This window comes from Terrabacter sp. Soil810, from assembly GCF_001429645.1.
In the GTDB taxonomy this organism is placed as follows: domain Bacteria; phylum Actinomycetota; class Actinomycetes; order Actinomycetales; family Dermatophilaceae; genus Terrabacter.
This window is the reverse complement of the sequence record NZ_LMSW01000004.1, coordinates 35,573-55,665: the sequence shown is the minus strand read 5'-3', so window position 1 is coordinate 55,665 and position 20,093 is coordinate 35,573. Positions and strand designations below refer to the sequence as shown.

Below are 20,093 nucleotides of genomic sequence, written 5' to 3'. Positions count from 1 at the left end.
ACATCGGGCCTCCCGAACTTTTTCCTCCCGAGACGTATCAAGCCCGGACGAGTCGACTCTGGGAGGTCAGGGGGAACGGTCACCGGGCTGCTACGGGGCGCTGCGGAGGGGCAGCAGGCCCGGTGACCTGCACAGGGGTTCGGGACTTCCAGGGGGCGGTCCCGTCCATGGGGCGCCGGGCCTGGCAGCACCGGCGCCCCTTCTCCCTGCCCATGGGACGAAAGGTGCCGTACCGGACACCGACCGCGTATGCCGTCGCCGCGCGTCGCGCTCGCGCGCTCGCTCCCGTCGGCGCATACTTCTCGGACGGCGCGGACGTCAGGGACCGCGACGTGAGCTCAGGGGAGTCAGGTGCACGGCATGGCAGGCGTTCGGAACGGTGACGGTCGACGGGGCGGGTTCGCCTCTGCTGCAGCGCTGGTCGTGCTCGGCCTCACGTTGACGGCCTGCAGCGGCACGACGCCGCAGACGACGTCGGCCGCCGAGTCCCCCTCGGTGACCGCCACGGCGACGGGCGCGGTCGACCCGGTCCCCAGCGACCCGGCCCCGATCCCGACCGTGACCGCTGACCCGCTGACGCCGACGAAGCCCACCCCGAGCGCGTCGGCCACGACGAGCGCCGCGCCGACGACGCCTGCTCCGACGCCGACCGACCCGGGAAGCGTCGCCGGTGCGTGCGAACGGACGCTGCCGGCATACCCCGTCCTCGAGCGCGGCGCGAAGGGTCCGGCGGTGCGGGCGCTCCAGTGCTTCCTCAACGACGCCGACTACGGCCCGGTCGTCGTCGACGGCGTCTACGGCGCCCAGACGCGTGCGGCGGTGAAGAAGGTCGAGGCGAGCCTCGAGGGGCCGGCGCCCAAGCCGGGGCGCATCGACGCCGGCATGTGGGTGCTGCTCATCTCACGGTCGCTCGGCGACGGCACGCTCGAGGTGGGCTCGAAGGGCGCCGACGTCGTGACCCTCCAGCGCGCGCTGCGGGCCGCAGGCGGCACCCTCACGGTCGACGGTGACTTCGGCTCCGAGACGAAGAAGGTCGTCCGGCGCTTCCAGCAGGCCAACCGGGTCGGGGACGACGGTGTCGTCGGCGACGAGACCCTCTTCCTGCTCAAGATGGGCGCGACGATCGGCTGACGCCGGTCGACGACGCTCGCCGGCCGGCCTCGGCTCAGGCGCGCAGGTCCTCGAGCCAGGTCCTGGCGCGGTCGAAGTCGTCGTCGGACGTGCCCGGCCGTGCGTCGGGGCGACCGCCGTCGGCGCGCGGGTAGGACCCGAGGAAGCGCACCTCGGCGCAGACCCGACGCAGGCCCATCAGGGTCTCGCCGACGCGCGCGTCGAGGACGTGGCCCTCGAAGTCGATGGAGAAGCAGTAGGAGCCCATGGCCGCGCCCGTGGGTCGCGACTCGAGACGGGTCATGTTGACGCCGCGGACCGCGAACTGCTCGAGCAGCTCGAGCAGGCCACCGGCGTGGTCGTCGCGCTGGAAGAGCACGACCGTCGTCTTGTCGGCGCCGGTCGGCTCGGGCAGTGTGCCGGGTCGCGCGACGAGGACGAAGCGCGTGACGGCCGACGCGTTGTCGCCGATGTCCTCCGCGAGGATCTCGAGCCCCTCGTTGCGTGCCGCGACCGGGGCGCAGACCCCGGCGTCGAACATGACGTCGCCCGGCTGCCCGAGCGCGGCGGCGCTCGCGGCCGTCGACAGGGTCGGCACGTACTCGGCCTCAGGCAGGTGCTGACCCATCCAGCCCCGCACCTGGGCCCACGCGTGCGAGTGGGTGCCCACGGTGCGGACCCCGGCGAGCGGCGTACCCGGTCGGGCGCACAGGACGAAGGTGATCGGGACGAGCACCTCGCCGATGACGACGAGCGGCTCGCCCGTCGCGAGCGAGTCGAGCGTCGCGGAGACGCCACCCTCGACGGAGTTCTCGATCGGCACCATCGCGGCGTCGATGTCACCGGCCCGCAGCGCCGAGAGCGCCGCGTCGACCGAGCCGAACGGCAGGTGGTCGCGACCCTCGGCGGCGTCCCACGCGTCGAGCGCCATCTGGGTGAAGGTGCCCCGCGGACCGAGGTAGCCGAAGCGGTGCAGCTCGTCTGGGGTGCGGGGCGGCGTCACGACGCGTCCTTCGTCCGGTCGGACTGGCCGGCGGGACGCCGGGGTCGACCCCTGCCCGGCTCGTCCTCGGTGGCCGAGGCCAGCGCCTGCTGCTCCTCGGGGGTCAGGCTGATGCTCGACTTCCCGCCGACGATGCCCTTGGCATACGTGCGGGACTCCCCGCGGGCGTGGATCGAGCTGATGACGATGCCGTCACCGAGGTCGTCGACGATCGCGGCGGAGAACGACAGCCGCCCACCCATGTCGCCGAAGGCGTCGTAGCGCACGACCGCGACGTTGCGCAGGCTCTGGCGCACGTCGTCCTCGGCGCTCGCCACGTGGTCACGCAGGCGGGTCAGCTCGGCCGTCAGCCGGTCGATGCGATGGTTCTGCGTGGCCGCGACGCGCGCGATGTCGGTCTGGCCGTCGTCGCCGAGGGCGGCGAAGTCGCGGCGGACCCCGGCAAGGCGGAGCTGGGCCCCGACGGCCAGGGCGAGGGCGAGCAGGGCGACGACGACGGCGGCGATGGCCAGGGTCGTCAGCGTCGAGGCGTCCACGATCGGCAAGGGTAGCCGCGCCCGTCGCGGGGGGCCCTTCGATTCCAGCCCGTGACCTCGCCCTACACGGACAGCCGCGGTTTGTAGTCTGTCCCCCGTGATCCGCCGCCACCCCGTCAAGACGCTCGTCGTCCTGCTCCTGGTGATGGTGGCTGCGCTCACGCTCGCCTACGTCAAGCGCACCACCGTCCCCGTCCCGCCCACCACCGCGCCGGAGCCCGGCGAGTCGCTCGTCGTCGTGGGTCTCGGTGGCCTCTCGTGGGACGACGTCTCGGCCGAGGACACCCCCATCCTCTGGGGCCTGCTCCGCGACGGCTCGGCCGGCTCGGTGTCGGTCAAGAGCCTGCGGCTGACGACGTGCCCGACCGACGGCTGGGCCACGGTCTCGGCCGGTGAGGCGGCCGGCCCGGACACCACCGAGTCCCGGCCCCAGTGCACCCCGCTGCCGCCGGTCGCGGGTGACGCCACCACGGGCTACCGCGTCATCGGCTTCGACGCCCTGGCGGCTGCGTCACGCGAGGCGGAGTTCCGGGCGCAGCTCGGGCTGCTCGGCGACAGCTTCGCGGCCGACAAGACGTGCATCCAGGCCGTCGGCCCGGGCGCCGGCCTCGCGGCCGCGACGTCCGACGGCAAGGTCGCGAAGTACTCCCCCTTCCAGGCGACGACCCTCGTGTCCGACCTGGCGCAGTGCCCGGTCAGCATCGTCGACGTCGGCGGCATCGACTCGACCGACCCCAACCCGACGCGGCACCTCGAGAAGATCAACGGCATCGAGCGCCGGATCGAGCTCGTCATGGACGCCATGCCCAACGGCGCCGACCTCGTCGTGGCCGGCCTCGCCGACCGTGACCAGCAGGAGCGCCTGCGGCTGCTGACGGCGAGCGGGCCGCACTACGCACCCGGGCTGCTCGCGTCGGCCTCGACCCGCCTCGTCGGCGTCGCCCAGCTCTCCGACGTCACCGCCACGATCCTCCAACGCGGTGGCGTCGAGCCGCAGTCCGCCATCGGGGGTCGAGCGCTCAGCGTCGTGCCGTCGGCCAACAACAGCGAGTCGACGGCCGCGGCCAAGCTGACGGTGCTCACCGACATCGACACCAAGGCCGACGCGATGCACAACGTCGTCGCGCCCTTCCTGCTCATCTGGCTCGTCGGCACGGCCCTGGCGATGGTCGTGCTGTGGCTCGTGATGCGCCGTGCCCGCCCGTGGAACCGCCGCTTCACCCGGGCGCGGGTGCTCCGGATGGTGCGCCTCGTCGGGCTCGTGTCGGCCGCGATGCCGGCGGCGACCTTCCTGGCCAACCTCGTCCCGTGGTGGCGCTGGTCGACCAACACGTTCGTGCTCGTGGCGGTGCTCTTCGTCCTCGTCCTCGCGATCAGCTCCGCGCTGACCCTCGGCTGCCTCAAGGGACCGTGGAGCAGCTCCGCCCTGGGGCCGCTGGCGGCGATGTCGGCGGTCACGGCCGGTGTCATCGGCACCGACCTGCTGACCGGGTCGCACCTGCAGATCTCGTCGATCTTCGGCCTCCAGCCGCTCGTCGGAGGCCGCTTCTACGGCATGGGCAACGTCGCCTTCGCGTTGTATGCCGCCGCCGTCCTGCTGCTGTGCGCCGCCATCGCGCACGCGCTCGTCAGGCGGGACTCCCCGCGGCTCGCCGTCTTCGCGGTCGTCGTCATCGGGGGCGTGGCGCTGGCCGTCGACGTGCTGCCGGCCTGGGGCGCCGACTTCGGCGGCCCGATCGCGCTCGTGCCGGCTCTCGGCTTCCTCCTCATGGGCGTGATGGGGTGGAAGACGTCGGTGCGCAACGTGTCCATCGTGTTCGTCGTGGCGGGCCTCGTCGTCGGGCTCGTCTGCTACCTCGACTGGCGTCGGCCGGAGTCCGAGCGCTCGCACCCGGGCCGCTTCCTGCAGACCGTCATCGACGGCGGAGCCTGGGACGTCATGTCGCGCAAGCTCGGGGCCAACATCTCCCTCGCGTTGCACCTGCCGGTGCTGCTCGTCATCGTCGTCGTGCTCATGGTGCTCGCCGTCATGATCGTGCTGCGCCCCGGCATCCTCGGCACCGAGCCGCTGCGCCGCCTGCTCGAGGAGGCCCCGCTCATGCGACGCGGCCTGCTGTCGGTCATCGTCATGGCCGTCATCGGCTTCCTCACCAACGACTCCGGCGCGGCGATCCCGCCGGTCGCGGCGATCTTCACCGTGCCCCTCGTCGTCTCGGCGGTCATGCACTTCCTGTCCATCGAGGCGCGCAACGCCCCGGTGCGCCGACGGCGCGACCGCCACCACATCTGAGGAGCGACCCCGTGGACCCGCAGACGCCGGACCGGCACCCGGACCGTGTGGGGCTGGCCCGTGACATCGACCGCGTCTGCCGCCTCGAGGGCGAGTTCGTCGTCCGGTCCGGCGCCGTCGTGTCGGAGTACTTCGACAAGTACCTCTTCGAGTCCGACCCCGTGCTGCTGCGCCGGGTGGCCGAGGCCATGGTGCCCCTCGTGCCCTCCGACAGCGACCTGCTGGGCGGCCTGGAGCTCGGCGGCGTGCCGATCGCGACGATGATGAGCAGCCTGACCGGCCTCCCGGCGCTCTTCGTCCGCAAGGCGCCCAAGGCGTACGGCACACGCCGGCTCGCCGAGGGAGCCGACGTGGACGGTCGGCGCATCACGCTCGTCGAGGACATCGTGACGACGGGCGGCGCCGCCCGCGATGCGACGGTCGTGCTCCGGGAGCAGGGCGCCACCGTCGAGGTGGTCGTCTGCACCGTCGACCGCAGCGAGCCGGGGGCGAACCGCCTCCACGAGCTCGGCCTCGAGACCCGCTCGGTGCTGACCCGCGCCGACCTCGACGCCGCCCGAGCGGGCCGAGCGGGCCGAGCGGGCTGAGCGGGCTGGGTCAGCCGGGGCCGAGGCGGCGACGCAGCCGGCGGACGCCGAGGGCGAGCGCGACGTCGCGGTACTGACCGGCCCGGTGCACCTGCGCGCGCCAGTCGGTGCCGGTGACCCGGTGCTGCAGGTCGCAGGGGACCTCGAGGATGGTCAGACCCGCGTCGAGCACGTCGACGGTCATGCCGACCTCGACACCCCAGCCGCGGGCGAAGGGCGTGGCCGCGGCGATCGCGGCCGGCGAGAGGCAGCGCATGCCCGAGAGCGGCTGTCTCGGCGACCACCCGGTCAGCTCCTCGATGCCGCGGCGGGCCAGGCCGACGACGAGGCCGTGCCCCCCGGCGCTGCCCTTCTGCTCGGGGAGCGTCGCGATCGTGAGGTCGGCCTCGCCGCGCGCGACGGGACCGACGAGGGCGCCGACGGCCTGGGCCGACGCCTCGAGGTCGGCATCGACGAAGAGGATCGACGTGCTGGCGTCGAGACGCCCGACACGACGCAGCCCGGTGACGCGACCGAGGCCGCTCATCATCGCGTCGGCCTTGCCGTGGTTGCGCACGTGACGGACGACCTCGGCACCCTCCCGGGCGGCGATGACGGCGGTCCCGTCGGTCGAGCCGTCGTCGACGACGACGACCGCGGAGACGCCCGGGATGGTGCGCACGCCCCGGATCGTCTCGGCGATCCGGGCCGACTCGTCCTTGGCCGGGATGACGACGGCGACGGACAGCGGTGGAGTCGTCGTCATCGGGGCGCGTCCTCTCAGCGCAGGGTGACCTGGCGGTTGGTCAGGCCGGCCTTGGCGCCGCGCTCGGCTGCGGTGAGCGGCTCGGTCGACGCGGCCGCGGCCTCGATCCGCGTCTTCATCGCGGCGACGGCGTCTTCGAAGTCGGCGGCCGAGGAGCCGGGGTCGACCTCCCACACCGGGATGAGCAGGCCGCTCGAGCGGAAGCAGCCGAGCAGGCGGCCGTCCTCACCGAGGTGGCTGTCGCCGGCGGCGTGGAGCCGCGCGAGGGCGCCTGTGGCCGTGTCCTCGTCGAAGGGCAGCACCCAACGGACGTAGGTGCGCTCGCCGATGCGGCACCAGAAGGCGGACGGCGCGGCGTCGAGCTTGACGGTCGGGATGGCCGACTCGTTGGCACGCTCGAGCGACTCCTTGCCGTCGGCGTCGAGGTCGGCGTCGGCGACCCAGAAGTCGAAGCCCTCGTGCAGCTGCATCTCGAACGCCGAGTCGGTGTCGAGGATGTCCTGCAGGCGCGGGGTGTCGGCCATCGACACGGGCAGCGTCGTCACCGGCGAGCCGGCCTCGGCGACCGACGCGAGGGCGATGGCCTGGGCGATGTCACGGCTCGTGTCGCCGCTCGCGTTGCCGGACTGGATGCCGACGAGCACCTCACCGCTCTCGCGGTGCAGGCCCGGCCACGCCAGCGGGAGCACGGTCGCGATCGTCACCTCGTCGGGCGCACCCTCCGGGGTCTTGCCCTCGGCGAAGCGGACCGTCGCGGTCGCGGCCGGCACGATCTCGCGCATCGCGACCCAGTCGGTCTCGTTGGGCAGGCCCTCGAAGGGGCGGGCCACGAAGGGGGCCGGAAGCGGACGTGCGGAACGGTCTGCGCGCTCGCTGCGCGGTCGTCGTGATGCCTTACCCATGCGCGCCACCCTAGTGGCCGGGCCGGGGTCAGCCGAACGCGGTCGCGAGCGGGGCGAGGGCCAGCACGTCGTCGGGGCCGTCGAGCCCGACCGGCGCGACGAAGGCCGTCGTGACGCCGAGGTCGGCGAGGCCCGCGAGCCGGGCCGCGTGCTCCGTCGACGTGCCCGCGTGGTGCCGGGCCGCGAAGGCCGCTGCGGCGGTGGGGCCGCGGTGCCGCTCGACGCGGGACCAGACGTCGTCGCGGTCGCGGCCGACGAGCGGGAGGTCGAGCACCGTCGCGTGGACCGTCGAGCGGTCGCGTCCTGTCTCCGCGACGAGCGCGAGGTAGCGCGCCACCTTGGCGAGACCCGCCTCGTCGGACGGCACGTTGCAGCCGTCGCCGAGGCGGGCCGCGATGCGCAGGGTGCGGTCACCGCCACCACCGACGATGACCGGGATGTCGCCGACCGGTCGGGGGTAGGACGTCGTCTCGGGCAGCGAGACCCGCCGTCCGGCATACGGCTTGGTGCCCGGGGCCCAGAGGGCCTTCATCGTCTCGATGCCCTGCTCCAGCGCGTCGAGCCGCGCTCTCGCGGAGGGGAACCCGAGGCCGTATGCCGTGTGCTCGCGCTCCCACCAGCCGGCACCGACCCCGACGAACGCCCTCCCACCCGTGAGCGCCGAGAGCGTCGCCACGGCCTTGGCGGTGATGCCCGGGGCGCGGAAGGTGACGGGCGTGACGAGGGTGCCGAGCTGGAGCCGCGACGTCGAGGCGGCGAGGGCACCCAGGGTCACCCACGGCTCGGGGATCGGGTCCCACGCCCGGCCGACCTGCGGGATCTGGATGAGGTGGTCCATGAGTGCGAGGCCTGCGAGACCGGCCTCCTCGGCGGCCCCGGCCATGTCACGCAGCCAAGCGAGCAGGTCGCCCTCGGCGGGGAAGCGCGAGAGCTGGAGCACGACGCCGCGCAGGTCCTCGTGCTGAGCGGGCGAAGTCGACGCGCGAGCGGACTCGGCCGCGTCACCGGTGGCGGCCCGCTCGTCCGTGGCGACACGGACGACCTGCCACCCCTCGGCCTCGAGCAGGTCGACCGTCGCCGCGACCGACGCCAGCTGGCTCGTGAGGACGCGGGAGGGGACCGGGCGGTCGCGGGCGGCGTTGCGCGAACGGCACACGCCGGCAGGGGTGTCGAGGAAGACGGCGACGGCCGGAAGGCCGACGGCCCGGGCGGCGTCACGCCAGCCGCGGCGGCGGGCGGGGTCGGTGCCGAGCGTGTCGACGACGGTCGTCAGGCGTCGGCCGAGGCGGGCCGCGACCACCTGCTCGAGGAGCGAGAAGGCGTCGGCGGAGGCGTCGAGGTCGTGCTCGCCGCTGCCGACGACACCGCGCAGCGCATCCGAGGAGACGACCTCGTCGGCGCGGTATCGCGAGGCGGCCCACGTCGACTTCCCCGACCCGGAGGCGCCCACGAGGACGACGAGCGCCGGGTCGGGAAGGGACACGGCGCGGGCTGCCCGTCGGCTCAGTGCGAGCGGCGGCGCGAGGGCCCGCCGAGGGACGCCCAGACCGTGCGGCCGTTGGGCTCCTCGATGACGCCCCACTCGTGCGCGAGCGAGCGGACGATGCGCAGCCCGCGTCCGCCGGGTGCCCACGTGGTCGGCGGTGCTGGGCGCGGGGCGGTCGGACCGCCACCGTCGGAGACCTCGACCTCGACGACGTTGTTCTTGACCTTCCAGTGGATGCGGATCGCACCGTCGGACAGGGGTTTTGCGTGGCGGATGGCGTTGGCGACGAGCTCGCTGACGACGATCTCCGCCTCGTCGATGACCTGCGGCGAGACCTCACGTGCCAGGAGGTCCTCGACGAGCTCCTTGCGGATGCGGGGAGCCGCGGACGGGGCCCACTGGATGCGGACCGTGCGCTTCTCGCCCAGCGGAACGGCTGGGACGTTGCTCATGGATCTCCTCGCGATCGCGTTGGCTCGTCGGGCGTCCACGTTCATGTGGGACGCCGAGCCGCTCCCCTGTGTGCTCGCCACGTCAGTCCTCCTCACGGGCGATTCGCATGCCCCCGTCGTTGAACGCTAACGAAACCTGCGCCGGACCTCAATGAAGTGTGAGTTTTTCCCGTGCCGCTGACCTGTCGATTCGTCCATATCAACCTCTCTAGCGCGGAGACTAGAGAAGGCGATACGGCCGCATCGACGGAGGCGGCGCGACACACCCGGCGTTCGACTCGATCCGCCCCGTACCCATGTGTCCGCCTCTTGCACAGCGAACAGTCGCGATATATCGTCGACCTATCGCGACTGTTCGTGAGTCGCGTTCACAGAAGGAGAACCACCATGCACGGACACCACCACCACCGACGTGAGTCCGGCTGGGACGGCAACTGGGGCGGCGGCTGGGGAGGCCAGGGCAACGGCCCCGGCTTCGGACCCGGTCGAGGCCCCTGGGGCGGTCCCGGAGGACCCGGCCCCGGCGGCCGTGGCCGCCCCGGGCCGCCCCCGTGGGTCGCCGACCTCGTCCGCCACTTCGGCGGACCCGGGTTCGGCTCCGAGTTCGGCGGACGCCGCGGGCCCCGCGCCCGACGCGGCGACGTCCGCGCCGCCATCCTCGACGTCCTCGCGGGCGACGAGATGAACGGCTACCAGCTCATCCAGCAGATCTCCGAGCGCACCGGCGGCGCGTGGAAGCCGAGCCCCGGCTCGGTCTACCCGACCGTCCAGCAGCTCGAGGACGAAGGCCTCGTCGAGGGCCGCGACGTCGAGGGCCGGCGACTGCTGCGCCTCACCGACGCGGGTCGCACCTACGTCGAGGAGAACGCCGAGGAGATGGCCGCCACCTGGCGGCCCTTCGAGGAGTCGACCGAGGAGGAGGCCCCCCGCCCCTCCGGCGGCGCCAACGACCTCATGCCGCTCGTCGGCCAGGTCATGGGCGGCATGTGGCAGGTCGTCACGACCGGCACGTCACAGCAGCGGGCGGAGGCGGCGGAGATCCTCACGGAGACCCGGCGCAAGCTCTACCGCCTGCTCGCCGACGGCGACCCCGAGTAGGCCGGAGTACGCCCGAGAACGCCGGAGCACGCCGCTCCGCCTGCACCCCGAGCGCGTTCAGTCGCGCTCGGGGTGCAGCACGAAGAAGCCGAGGTCGCGCCCGCCGGCGCGCTCCTCGTACGCCGTGTAGCCGCGGTAGAAGTCGAGCGCCGCCTCGCGCACCCGCTCCTTGTCCGGGCCCTGCACCTGCTCGGCCCGGACGCGGTGCACGACCCCGTCGACCTCGAGGGAGGCCTGCGGGTGGGCCCGGAGGTTGAAGTACCACGCCGGCGGGGTGGCCGACCCGTAGTGGGAGGCGATGACTCCCCACCCGTCGTCGAGCGGCGCGAGCATGAGCGGCACGGTGCGGGGCTGCCCGGNGGGGGGGAGCCACTGGCTCGGCAGGGTCCGGCCGGGCGCGAACCGGTGGGCCAGCAGGTCGAGACGGTGCAGCGTGCGCTTCGAGACCCACGCTCCGGGTTTGGACGCGACGAGCCGTCGGAGGGCGCGCTGGACCGGGTTGGCGTCGTCGACGGGGCGCAGCTGCATGCCTGCAGCGTAGGACCCGTCGGGACCATGCGGGCCTCGTCCGGCAGGATGGCTGGGTGCTCCCGTCCGCGCCCTCCGAACGCTCCGGCCCGTCCGGCCTCCTCGTCGCCGGCACGTCGTCCGATGCCGGCAAGTCCGTCATCGTCGCGGGACTCTGCCGGGTGCTCGCGCGCCGCGGTGTCCGGGTCGCCCCGTTCAAGGCACAGAACATGTCGAACAACTCGATGGTCTGCCTCGACGGCGGCGAGATCGGCCGAGCCCAGTGGCTCCAGGCCGTCGCCGCCCGGGTCGAGCCGACGACGGCGATGAACCCCGTCCTGCTCAAGCCCGGCACCGACCGCCGGTCGTTCATCGTCGTGCGCGGCGAGCCCGCCGGGACGCTCGAGGCGGGACAGTATGCCGCCGGGCGGGCCCACCTGGCCGACGCGGCGTTCACGGCCTACCGCGAGCTCGCCGACGCGTACGAGCTCGTCGTGTGCGAGGGCGCGGGCTCCCCCGCCGAGGTCAACCTCCGCTCGGGCGACTACGTCAACATGGGACTGGCCCGCGAGTTCGGACTGCCGGTCGTCGTCGTCGGCGACATCGACCGCGGCGGGATCCTCGCCGCGCTCTACGGCACGTGGGCGCTCCTCGACGAGGACGACCGGGCACTGCTGAAGTCCTTCGTCATCAACAAGTTCCGCGGTGACGTGTCGGTGCTCGAGCCGGGGCTCGACACCATCACCGACCGCACCGGCGTGCCGTTCCACGGCGTCATCCCGTGGCTGCTCGACGTGTGGCTCGACAGCGAGGACACCCTCGAGGTCGGCCACTGGCGTGCCTCGACGGCCCTGTCGGCGACGTCACGGGAACGGCTCAAGGTGGCCGTCCTCCGGCTGCCCCGCATCTCGAACGCCACCGACGTCGACGCGCTCGCTGCCGAGCCCGGCGTCGACGTGCTGGTCACGATCGACCCGGCCGTCGCCGACTCGGCCGACCTGCTCGTGCTGCCCGGATCTCGTTCGACTGCAAGCGATCTCGCGTGGTTGCGGGAGCGCGGCCTTGCTGACGTCGTCGCCCGGCGTGTCGCATCCGGGCGGCCCGTGCTCGGCGTCTGCGGCGGCTACCAGATGCTCGGGCACGAGATCGAGGACGACGTCGAGGGCCGGGTCGGGGTCGTGCCGGGCCTCGGACACCTGCCCGTCCGCGTCGAGTTCGGTGCGGACAAGGTGCTCGCGCGTCCGGTGGGTTCGTGGTCCGGCCACGGTGTGGACACGGCCTACGAGATCCACCACGGGATCGCGCGCCGACTGCCCGCGGACGACCAGGTGGTCGCGAACTCGCCTGAGCCGCATGCCTTCCTGGACGGCTGGAACGTCGGTGAGGTGTGGGGCACGATGTGGCACGGAGCCTTCGAGAGCGACGACTTCCGCCGCGCCTGGCTCGCGCAGGTCGCCCGAGCGGCCGGCTCGCACTGGCAGCCCGACGCGGACGCTCTCGGCTTCACGCAACGTCGCGAGCGGATGCTCGACACCCTCGCCGACGCCCTCGAGGAGCACGTCGACATCGACGCCCTCCTCTCGTTCACCCGGATGGGAGCCACACCATGATCGAGCGCATCCGCGTCATCGGGATCGGGATGGGCGATCCCGGGCACGTCACCGGCGAGGCGACGCGGGCCCTGGCCACCGTCGACGCCTTCCTCGTCGCCGACAAGGGCGACGCGAAGTCCGACCTCGTCGCCGCCCGGGACGCCGTCTGCGACGCCCTCATCCCCGCCGACCACGCCTACCGCGTCGTGGAGGTCACCGACCCGCGACGGGGGCCGGACGCCGAACGCGACGCGGCGGCATACGACCGCGGCGTCCGGGACTGGCACGCGGCGCGCGTCGAGGCGTACGCCGTCGTCATCGACGGGCTCGCCGACGGCGAGACGACGGTCGGCTTCCTCGTGTGGGGCGACCCGGCGTTCTACGACTCGACGATCCGGGTCGTCGACGCGCTCGTCGAGCGGTACGCCGCGGCCGGCGTCCGCGTGGAGCACGACGTCATCGCCGGGATCAGCGCGCCGCAGCTGCTCGCCGCGCGCCACCGCATCCCGCTCAACCGCATCGGTGCGCCGATCCACATCACGACCGGTCGCCGGCTCCTCGACGAGTACGACCCCTCGCTCGGCGACGTCGTCGTCATGCTCGACGGGCACCTCGCGTGCGCGGAGCTCGCTGGTGCCTACCCCGACCTCGAGCTGTGGTGGGGCGCCTACCTCGGCACGCCCGACGAGCAGCTCGTGCACGGGCGACTCGCCGACGTCGTGGACGAGGTGCGCCGCGTGCGCGCCGAGGCCCGCGAGCGGCACGGGTGGGTCATGGACACCTACCTGCTGCGACCCCCGGCCGGCGCACCGGAGCGCCCTGGCCCGCCGCCGTTCCCCGAGACGGAGCCGCTGACCGACGGCGTCGTCACGGTGCGCCCCCTCACGGCCGCCGACTGGGAGGTCGTGCGCGACGAGCACAACAACGAGGAGTCGCTGCGCTGGGACTTCGCGGGCGAGCCGCTGACCGACGAGGACGCGCGGCGCAAGACGGCCGCGGCCAGGCTCGAGTGGCGACGCGGACGGGCGGCGCGCTTCGTCATGACCGACGCGGAGTCCGGTCAGGGCGCCGGCGTCATCGGGATCATGCGGATGGGGCCCCCCGGGACCGGGCTCGTGGGCTACGGCGTGCTGCCCGCCTTCCGTGGCCGCGGTTTCACGACGCGGGCCCTGCGGCTCGTCTCGAAATGGGCGCTGGAGGACGCGGGTCTTGCACGCCTCGAGCTCGGTCACAAGGTGGGCAACGAGGCGTCAGGTCGGGTGGCCGCGAAGGCCGGCTTCCGGGCCGAGGGTCGGCTCAGCGGGCGCCTGCCCAACCCGGACGGAACCCGCTCCGACGAGATCTACTACTCCCTGACGCGCGAAGCACCAGCCGCGACCGGGCCCGCTGAACCCGGCGAACCCACCGAGCCCAACGGACCCACCGACCGGCCCGCCGGCTGACCACGGTCCACCCGAAGTGGTCCCGTGGGTGGTCACGAGGGTCCCTCGACGGTCCCGTCAGACCCGGGCGAGGAACTCGAGGACGCGCTCCCGCACGAGCGCCGCAGCGTCGGGGTCGTAGGCCGACGTGCTGGCGTCGGCGAAGAGGTGGCCGCACCCGGCGTACGTGAAGAGCTCGCCGTCCGCGGCGGCCGCGACGACGGCCCGGGCCGCGTCGACGTCACCCTCGTCCATGAAGAACTCGTCAGCCTCGCCGCCGTGCACCTGGACGGGAACGCCCGTGGGCCAGTCGGGCGCGAACTCCCCGAGCGGGATGGCCGAGTCGAGCAGGACGGCACCACGGGCCCCGGGCCTGGTCTGGGCGAGCCGCTGCGCCGCCATGACGCCGAGCGAGAATCCGGCGTAGACGAGGTCGTCGGGCAGGCCCTCGGCCGCGGCGACGCCCTGCTCCTGCAGGTTCCCGAAGCCGATCGACCGCGCGTTGGCCATGCCCTCGTCGAGGGTGGTGAAGCTCTTGCCGTCGTAGAGGTCCGGCGCATGGACGGTGTGCCCGGCGGCGCGCAGGGCGTCGGCGAAGGCGAGGAAGCCCGGGGTCTGGCCCTGGGCGTGGTGGAGGAGGAGGACGTCAGCCATGCTTGCTCCTGTGCTCGATGGATACCGCGCTGTTGATCCAACAATCTAGACTGATCCAACAATGTCGACCAATAGCCCGCAGCTGCCCGACTACGAGCTCCCCGACGCGGTGGAGCTGACGACGCCTGCCCAGCTGCGCGCGATCGCCGACCCCCTCCGGTCCTCGCTCCTCGACCTCGTGCTCGAACGGGCAGCAACGGTCTCCGAGCTGGCCACCGCCGTCGGCCGGCCCAAGAGCACCGTCGCGCACCACGTCGGCGTGCTCGTCGACGCCGGCATGCTCCGGGTCGTGCGCACCCGCCGCGTCCGGGCCATCGACGAGCGCTACTACGGTCGCACCGGACGCACGATCGCCATCGGCGTCGCCCGCCACCCCGGCGACCCGACGATCCCCGTGTGCGTCAACGGGCTCTCGGTCGCCGCCGCCGAGTCGGTCCCGGCCCACGAGGACGACACGCTCTACAGCACCCTGCGCCACGTCCGCATCCCCAGGGAGAGTGCGTCGGAGTTCTGGCGTCGGGTCGAGGGGCTGGTGCGCGAGTTCACCGCGCTGCCCCGCTCGGGTGACACGGTCTACGGCCTCGCCGTCGGCCTCTACCCCACCGACCAGCCCGTCCTCCCCGAGGCAGTGGCGACCGACGAGGAGCAGTCTTGACCCAGCCGCCACTCCCCCTTCGCGTCAGCGCCGTGTCGATCGACTGCGCCGACCACGTGGCGCTCGCGGCCTTCTACGCCGAGCTGCTCGGCGGCACCGTGCTCTGGTCCCACGACCACGCGTCGGCGGTCGAGGTCGACGGGCTGGTGCTCGTCCCGCAGGCCGTCGCCGGCTACGTGGAGCCGGAGTGGCCCGGCACGTCCGTCGTCCACCTCGACGTGACCATCGCCGCCGACGACCTCGACGCCCAGACGGAGCGCGCCGTGGCTCTGGGAGCCCGCCTCGCGGCACCGCAGCCCGACGGCCGCTGGCGCGTGCTGCTCGACCCCGCCGGCCACCCGTTCTGCCTGACGCCGTTCGCTCCCTGACAAAACGACCAGACGGGGCCCGTTCCCGTCATACGCTCGGAGTCACACCGCTGACGAGGAGTCGAGCATGAACGAGGGACCTTCGGCTCCCCCCGGCTGGTACCCGGCCGGTGAGGGCGAGCGCTACTGGGACGGTCGTGCGTGGACGCCGCACACCCGCCCTCCCATGGCCCCACCCGTGGTGGCGACGGACGCCCACGGGCTCCCCCACAACGTCCCGAACGCGCCGTGGGGACAGGCCGGGTGGCCACCACCGTCACGACCGTCCGGGCAGTCCGGGCCGCCCGGCATGGTCGGGACGCCGGTCTACTACACCCAGGTCGCCCCGAAGAACCCGGCCCTCGCCCTCATCGCGTCGTTCTTCGTGCCGGGTCTCGGCAGCATCATCAACGGCGATGTCGCCAAGGGGATCGGGATCTTCATCGGCTACGTCCTGAGCTTCGTGCTCGTGATCGTGCTCGTCGGGATCGTCGGCGTGTTCGGCTTCTGGGTCTGGGGCATGGTCGACGCCTACCAGGGCGCCCGCCGCTGGAACGCCGCCCACGGGATCCTCAGCTAGCGCGATTTCGCTCCCGCGACGGCGCCACCGGAGGAGACTCGGAAGATGGCGCGACGAAACCTCAAGTGCCTCATCCTCGGCCACCGCTACACGCGGTTGAAGCTGAAGGGACGCACGATCCTGACCTGCAAGCGGTGTGGTGACGTCGATGTCGTCGAGCACGACATGCGCGGCCTGCAGTTCTGACCCCACCCTCGAGAGCGTGATCACGCGCGCGATCGCGCTCTTCAGGGTGGGTCGACGTCGCCGCTGGGGCAGGGGTTGTAGAGGAATGTCCCACCGAAGGCGGTGTAGCAGCGGCTCGTCCGGTCGACGGACACCGGCGCTGTCGGCGCCGCCAACGGGAACTGCACCACGCGCGGCGACACGTCGAGTCCATGCCCCAACGGAGGACCGGGCAGGGGCGCCGTCTGGGAAACCCCGGGATGGCCACGCGACGTCGAGCCGGACAGGTCAGTCCTCGAGGTCGCCCTCGACGTCGAGGTAGACCTGCTGCAGGTCGGCCATCAGCTGCGGGTCCGGCTCCTTCCACAGCCCCCGGTCGACGGCCTCGTGGAGCCGCTCGACCATGCCGTGCAGCGCCCACGGGTTGGCCTGCTGGAGGAAGTCGCGGTTCTCCTTGTCGAGCACGTACGTCCGGGCGAGCTGCTCGTACATCCAGTCCGTCACGACTCCGGCCGTCGCGTCGAAGCCGTAGAGGTAGTCGACCGTCGCGGCGAGCTCGAACGCCCCCTTGTAGCCGTGCCGCCGCATCGCCGCGATCCATCGCGGGTTGACGACGCGGGCGCGGAAGACGCGCGCCGTCTCCTCGGTGAGGCTGCGGGTCCGCACGGAGTCGGGCGTCGTCGAGTCGCCGACGTACGCCTTGGGCTCGCGACCGGTGAGCGCGCGGACCGTCGCGACCATGCCCCCGTGGTACTGGAAGTAGTCGTCGCTGTCGGCGAGGTCGTGCTCACGCGTGTCGATGTTCTTCGCCGCGACGTCCATCCGCGCGTACGTGCGTTCCATGTCGGCCCGAGCGGGTATGCCGTCCAGCTCGCGCCCGTAGGCGAAGCCACCCCAGGTGGCGTAGACCTCCGCGAGGTCGGCGTCCGAGCGCCAGTTGCCCGACTCGATGAGGGGCAGGATGCCGGCGCCGTAGGAGCCCGGCTTGCTGCCGAAGATCCGGGTCGTCGCGCGGCGGGCGTCGCCGTGGTCGGCGAGGTCAGCGGCGACGTGGGCGCGCAGGTAGTTGTCGTCGGGTGACTCGTCGAGGTCGGCGACGAGGCGCACGGCGTCGTCGAGCATCGCGATGACATGCGGGAAGGCGTCACGGAAGAAGCCGGAGATGCGCACCGTCACGTCGATGCGCGGTCGGCCGAGCTCGGCGAGCGGGATCGCGTCGAGACCGACGACGCGGCGGGACATCTCGTCCCAACGCGGGCGAACGCCGAGGAGCGCCAGCACCTCGGCGATGTCGTCGCCCGACGTGCGCATCGCCGACGTGCCCCACACCGACAGGCCGACCGAGCGCGGCCACTCGCCCGTGTCGGCGCGGTGCCGGGCCAGCAGGTCGTCGGCGAGGAGCTGCCCGGTCTCCCAGGCGAGACGAGACGGTATCGCCTTCGGGTCGACGGAGTAGAAGTTGCGCCCGGTCGGCAGGACGTTCACCAGTCCACGCAGGGGCGACCCCGACGGACCGGCCGGGACGTAGCCGCCGTCGAGCGCGTGGAGGACCGCGTCGATCTCCCCCGTCGTGGCCCGCAGCCGCGGGACGACCTCGCGGCACGCGAAGGCCAGCGAACGGCATACGCCATCGGTGTCGACCTGCGGGTCGGCGCCCAGCTGCTCGCGGACGATCCCCGGCACGGCCGCCTCGTCCCAAGCGGCCTCGGCGAGCGCGGCGACGAGCGCGCTCGCCTGCTCCTCCGCGTCGTCGACGGACGAGCGCTCGGCGTGCCCCTCACTCAGACCGAGCGCCGTCCGCAACCCCGGCACGGCGCCGACGGCACCGGCGAAGACCTGGTTGGCCCGCAGGATCGCGAGCACGAGGTTGGCGAGGCCCTCCCCCGCGGGGGCCTCGCCAAGGACGTGGAGGCCGTCGCGGATCTGGACGTCCTTGACCTCGCAGAGCCAGCCGTCGACGTGCATGACGAACTCGTCGAAGGCGTCGTCGTCCGGTCGGTCCTCGAGCCCGAGGTCGTGGTGCATCTGCGCGGACTGGATGAGCGTCCAGATCTCGGCGCGCAGGGCCGGCGCCTTGGCCGGGTCCATGACGGAGACGTTGCCGTACTCGTCGAGCAGCTGCTCGAGTCGGGCGATGTCGCCGTAGGACTCGGCGCGCGCCATCGGCGGCACGAGGTGGTCGACGATCGTCGCGTGGGCGCGCCGCTTGGCCTGGCTGCCCTCGCCGGGGTCGTTGACGAGGAAGGGGTAGACGAGCGGGAGCGCGCCGATCGTCGCGTCAGGACCGCAGGCGGCGGAGAGCGCGAGGTTCTTGCCGGGGAGCCACTCGAGGTTGCCGTGCTTGCCCATGTGGACGACGGCGTGCGCGCCGAAATCCCTGGCGAGCCAGTCGTAGACGGCGAGGTAGTGGTGCGTCGGCGGCAGGTCGGGGTCGTGGTAGATCGCGATCGGGTTCTCGCCGAAGCCGCGTGGGGGCTGGACGAGGACGACGACGTTGCCGGCGCGGATGCTCGCGGCGACGAGCTCGCCGTCGGGGTCGGTGTGGCGGTCGACGAAGACCTCGCCGGGCGCCTCGCCCCAGTGCCGGGTCACGGCGTCGCGCAGCTCGGTGGGCAGTGCGTCGAAGTGCTCGCGGTAGCGGGCGGCCGGGATGCGCACGGGCTGCCCGCTCAGCTGCTCCTGGGTCAGCCAGTCCTCGTCCTGCCCGCCGGCCTCGATGAGGGCGTGGATGAGGGCGTTGCCGGCCGTCGTGTCGGGCGTCTCGCCGTCGACGGGCTCGAGCGGCCCGGTGCCGGGGATCTCGCCGGGCTCGCCGAGGTCGTAGCCCGCGTCGCGCATCGCCCGCAGCAGCCGGATGATCGAGACGGGGGTGTCGAGACCGACGGCGTTGCCGATGCGTGAGTGCTTCGAGGGGTACGCCGACAGGACGATCGCGATGCGCCGCTCGGCGGCTGGGGTGTGGCGCAGCCGGGCGTGGTTGACGGCGAGCGTGGCGAGCCGGGCGCAGCGCTCGGCGTCGGGCACGTAGTGGGGCAGCCCGTCGGCGTCGGTCTCCTTGAAGGAGAACACACCCCCGATGATGCGGCCGTCGAACTCGGGCACGGCGACCTGCGTCGCGACGTCGAGCGGGCTCATCCCGTCGTCGCTCGCGTCCCACTGGTCGCGGCTCCACGTCAGGCACAGCCCCTGGATGATCGGGACGTCGAGCGCGGCCAGGGCCTGCACGTCCCACGCCTCGTCGTCCTCGCCGGCACTGGCGGTGCCCGGCTTCGTGCCGCCCGCGGCGAGGACGGTCGTGACGAGCACGTCGTATGCCGTGAGGTGCTCGAGGAGGTCGGCGGGGGCGTCGCGCAGCGACGAGACGTGGACCGGCACCCCGATGCCGCCCGCCGCATCGACCGCGTCGGCGAGGGCGTGGACGTAGGCCGTGTTCTCGGCGGCGAACTGGGCTCGGTAGAAGAGGATCCCCACGCGGGGGCGGGTCCCGGACCGGTCGAACGGCCGGGGCTCAGGACGCTCGAGGACGCCCCACGTCGGCAGGGTGACGGGCGGCTCGAAGCCCTCGCCCGTCATGAGGAGCGTGTCGCCGAGGAAGGCGTGCAGCTCGCGCAGGTTGGCGGCCCCGCCCTCCGCGAGGTAGCGGTGCGCCTCGGCGACGACGCCGGGCGCGACGGTCGAGAGCTCCATGAGGGCGGCGTGCGGGGTCTGCTCACCGCCGAGCACGACCATGGGCTTGCCGCCGGCGCGGATCCGCCGGAAGCCCTCGCAGAGGTCCTGGGGCCCGCCGAGGATGCGGGCCACGACGACGTCGGCGGCCTCGATGGCCTCTGCCATCGAGGTGTGACCGGGACGCGACGGGTTGGCGAGCAGGTAGTCGGCACCGCTCCCGCGGGCACACAGCAGGTCGGTGTCGGACGTCGAGAGCAGCGCGATGCGCGTCACTGGAACTCCTCGGCGGGGTGT

The 20,093-nt window shown here is 73.0% G+C and carries 18 protein-coding genes and 1 pseudogene; 10 read left to right on the top strand and 9 right to left on the bottom strand.

All coding sequences use genetic code 11. The annotated features are described in order from the left end of the window. Window positions 1–360: 360 nt before the first annotated feature. Entirely contained in the window at window positions 361–1,131 is a 771-nt protein-coding gene (locus ASG96_RS05410; RefSeq protein ID WP_082591646.1) for a peptidoglycan-binding protein, read from the top strand. A gap of 34 nt (window positions 1,132–1,165) precedes the next feature. On the opposite strand, the gene pheA is transcribed toward ASG96_RS05410, so the two are convergent. Both pheA and ASG96_RS05400 read right to left on the bottom strand, forming a co-directional pair. Then, window positions 1,166–2,113, bottom strand: coding sequence for a prephenate dehydratase (gene pheA / locus ASG96_RS05405; protein ID WP_255359543.1), 948 nt, complete (start codon window positions 2,111–2,113; stop codon window positions 1,166–1,168). Continuing rightward, entirely contained in the window at window positions 2,110–2,649 is a 540-nt protein-coding gene (locus ASG96_RS05400) for a DUF4446 family protein (protein ID WP_157610658.1), read from the bottom strand. The genes pheA and ASG96_RS05400 overlap by 4 nt, the downstream gene beginning before the upstream one ends. Window positions 2,650–2,746: 97 nt before the next feature. Between ASG96_RS05400 and ASG96_RS05395 the strand changes: the two genes are divergently transcribed. Beyond that, window positions 2,747–4,939, top strand: a complete 2,193-nt coding sequence (locus ASG96_RS05395) for a hypothetical protein (protein WP_057587150.1) — start codon at window positions 2,747–2,749, stop codon at window positions 4,937–4,939. 11 nt (window positions 4,940–4,950) lie between these two features. Continuing rightward, window positions 4,951–5,526 carry an orotate phosphoribosyltransferase gene (gene pyrE / locus ASG96_RS05390; RefSeq protein WP_200958595.1) on the top strand — a complete coding sequence of 192 codons (576 nt, stop codon included), beginning with the start codon at window positions 4,951–4,953 and terminating at the stop codon, window positions 5,524–5,526. 10 nt (window positions 5,527–5,536) lie between these two features. Here the strand turns inward: pyrE and ASG96_RS05385 are convergent, their stop codons facing one another. From ASG96_RS05385 to ASG96_RS05370, 4 genes are read right to left on the bottom strand one after another with little or no spacing between them, the layout of a single operon-like run. After that, entirely contained in the window at window positions 5,537–6,271 is a 735-nt protein-coding gene (locus ASG96_RS05385; protein ID WP_056755425.1) for a glycosyltransferase family 2 protein, read from the bottom strand. Window positions 6,272–6,285: 14 nt separating this feature from the next. Next, a complete protein-coding gene (locus ASG96_RS05380; protein ID WP_057587148.1) occupies window positions 6,286–7,173 on the bottom strand; it encodes a DUF5926 family protein in 888 nt (295 codons plus the stop codon). A 28-nt stretch (window positions 7,174–7,201) separates the two neighbouring features. Continuing rightward, complete coding sequence (locus tag ASG96_RS05375; RefSeq protein WP_056755421.1) at window positions 7,202–8,656, bottom strand: LLM class flavin-dependent oxidoreductase; 1,455 nt, start codon at window positions 8,654–8,656, stop codon at window positions 7,202–7,204. A gap of 20 nt (window positions 8,657–8,676) precedes the next feature. Further along, window positions 8,677–9,111, bottom strand: coding sequence for an ATP-binding protein (locus ASG96_RS05370; RefSeq protein WP_056755418.1), 435 nt, complete (start codon window positions 9,109–9,111; stop codon window positions 8,677–8,679). 387 nt (window positions 9,112–9,498) lie between these two features. Here ASG96_RS05370 and ASG96_RS05365 point away from each other — a divergent pair, with 387 nt between their 5' ends. Then, window positions 9,499–10,209, top strand: coding sequence for a PadR family transcriptional regulator (locus ASG96_RS05365; RefSeq protein WP_056755415.1), 711 nt, complete (start codon window positions 9,499–9,501; stop codon window positions 10,207–10,209). Window positions 10,210–10,266: 57 nt separating this feature from the next. Here ASG96_RS05365 and ASG96_RS24610 read toward each other — a convergent pair. Further along, window positions 10,267–10,568 (bottom strand): annotated as a pseudogene (locus ASG96_RS24610) (nitroreductase/quinone reductase family protein); the annotation flags it as partial. Between the two features lie 225 nt (window positions 10,569–10,793). On the opposite strand from ASG96_RS24610, the gene ASG96_RS05355 reads away from it, so the two are divergent. After that, window positions 10,794–12,326, top strand: coding sequence for a cobyric acid synthase (locus ASG96_RS05355; protein ID WP_057587142.1), 1,533 nt, complete (start codon window positions 10,794–10,796; stop codon window positions 12,324–12,326). Further along, a complete protein-coding gene (gene cobF / locus ASG96_RS22570) occupies window positions 12,323–13,750 on the top strand; it encodes a precorrin-6A synthase (deacetylating) (protein ID WP_082588622.1) in 1,428 nt (475 codons plus the stop codon). The genes ASG96_RS05355 and cobF overlap by 4 nt, the downstream gene beginning before the upstream one ends. Window positions 13,751–13,807: 57 nt before the next feature. On the opposite strand, the gene ASG96_RS05345 is transcribed toward cobF, so the two are convergent. Further along, window positions 13,808–14,383, bottom strand: a complete 576-nt coding sequence (locus ASG96_RS05345) for a dienelactone hydrolase family protein (protein ID WP_057587141.1) — start codon at window positions 14,381–14,383, stop codon at window positions 13,808–13,810. 61 nt (window positions 14,384–14,444) lie between these two features. On the opposite strand from ASG96_RS05345, the gene ASG96_RS05340 reads away from it, so the two are divergent. The 4 genes from ASG96_RS05340 to ASG96_RS23115 all read left to right on the top strand — a co-directional run bounded on the left by ASG96_RS05340 (window position 14,445) and on the right by ASG96_RS23115 (window position 16,151). Continuing rightward, entirely contained in the window at window positions 14,445–15,038 is a 594-nt protein-coding gene (locus ASG96_RS05340; RefSeq protein ID WP_057587139.1) for a transcriptional regulator, read from the top strand. After that, window positions 15,035–15,406 carry a VOC family protein gene (locus ASG96_RS05335; protein ID WP_056755402.1) on the top strand — a complete coding sequence of 124 codons (372 nt, stop codon included), beginning with the start codon at window positions 15,035–15,037 and terminating at the stop codon, window positions 15,404–15,406. The genes ASG96_RS05340 and ASG96_RS05335 overlap by 4 nt, the downstream gene beginning before the upstream one ends. Window positions 15,407–15,473: 67 nt before the next feature. Beyond that, complete coding sequence (locus ASG96_RS23740) at window positions 15,474–15,965, top strand: DUF2510 domain-containing protein (RefSeq protein ID WP_200962652.1); 492 nt, start codon at window positions 15,474–15,476, stop codon at window positions 15,963–15,965. A gap of 45 nt (window positions 15,966–16,010) precedes the next feature. Beyond that, window positions 16,011–16,151: a hypothetical protein gene (locus ASG96_RS23115; RefSeq protein WP_157610656.1), complete on the top strand. Its 141-nt coding sequence runs from the start codon at window positions 16,011–16,013 to the stop codon at window positions 16,149–16,151. Window positions 16,152–16,418: 267 nt separating this feature from the next. Here ASG96_RS23115 and cobN read toward each other — a convergent pair whose 3' ends face one another. Then, entirely contained in the window at window positions 16,419–20,072 is a 3,654-nt protein-coding gene (cobN, locus tag ASG96_RS05325; protein WP_057587137.1) for a cobaltochelatase subunit CobN, read from the bottom strand. Window positions 20,073–20,093 lie beyond the last annotated feature (21 nt).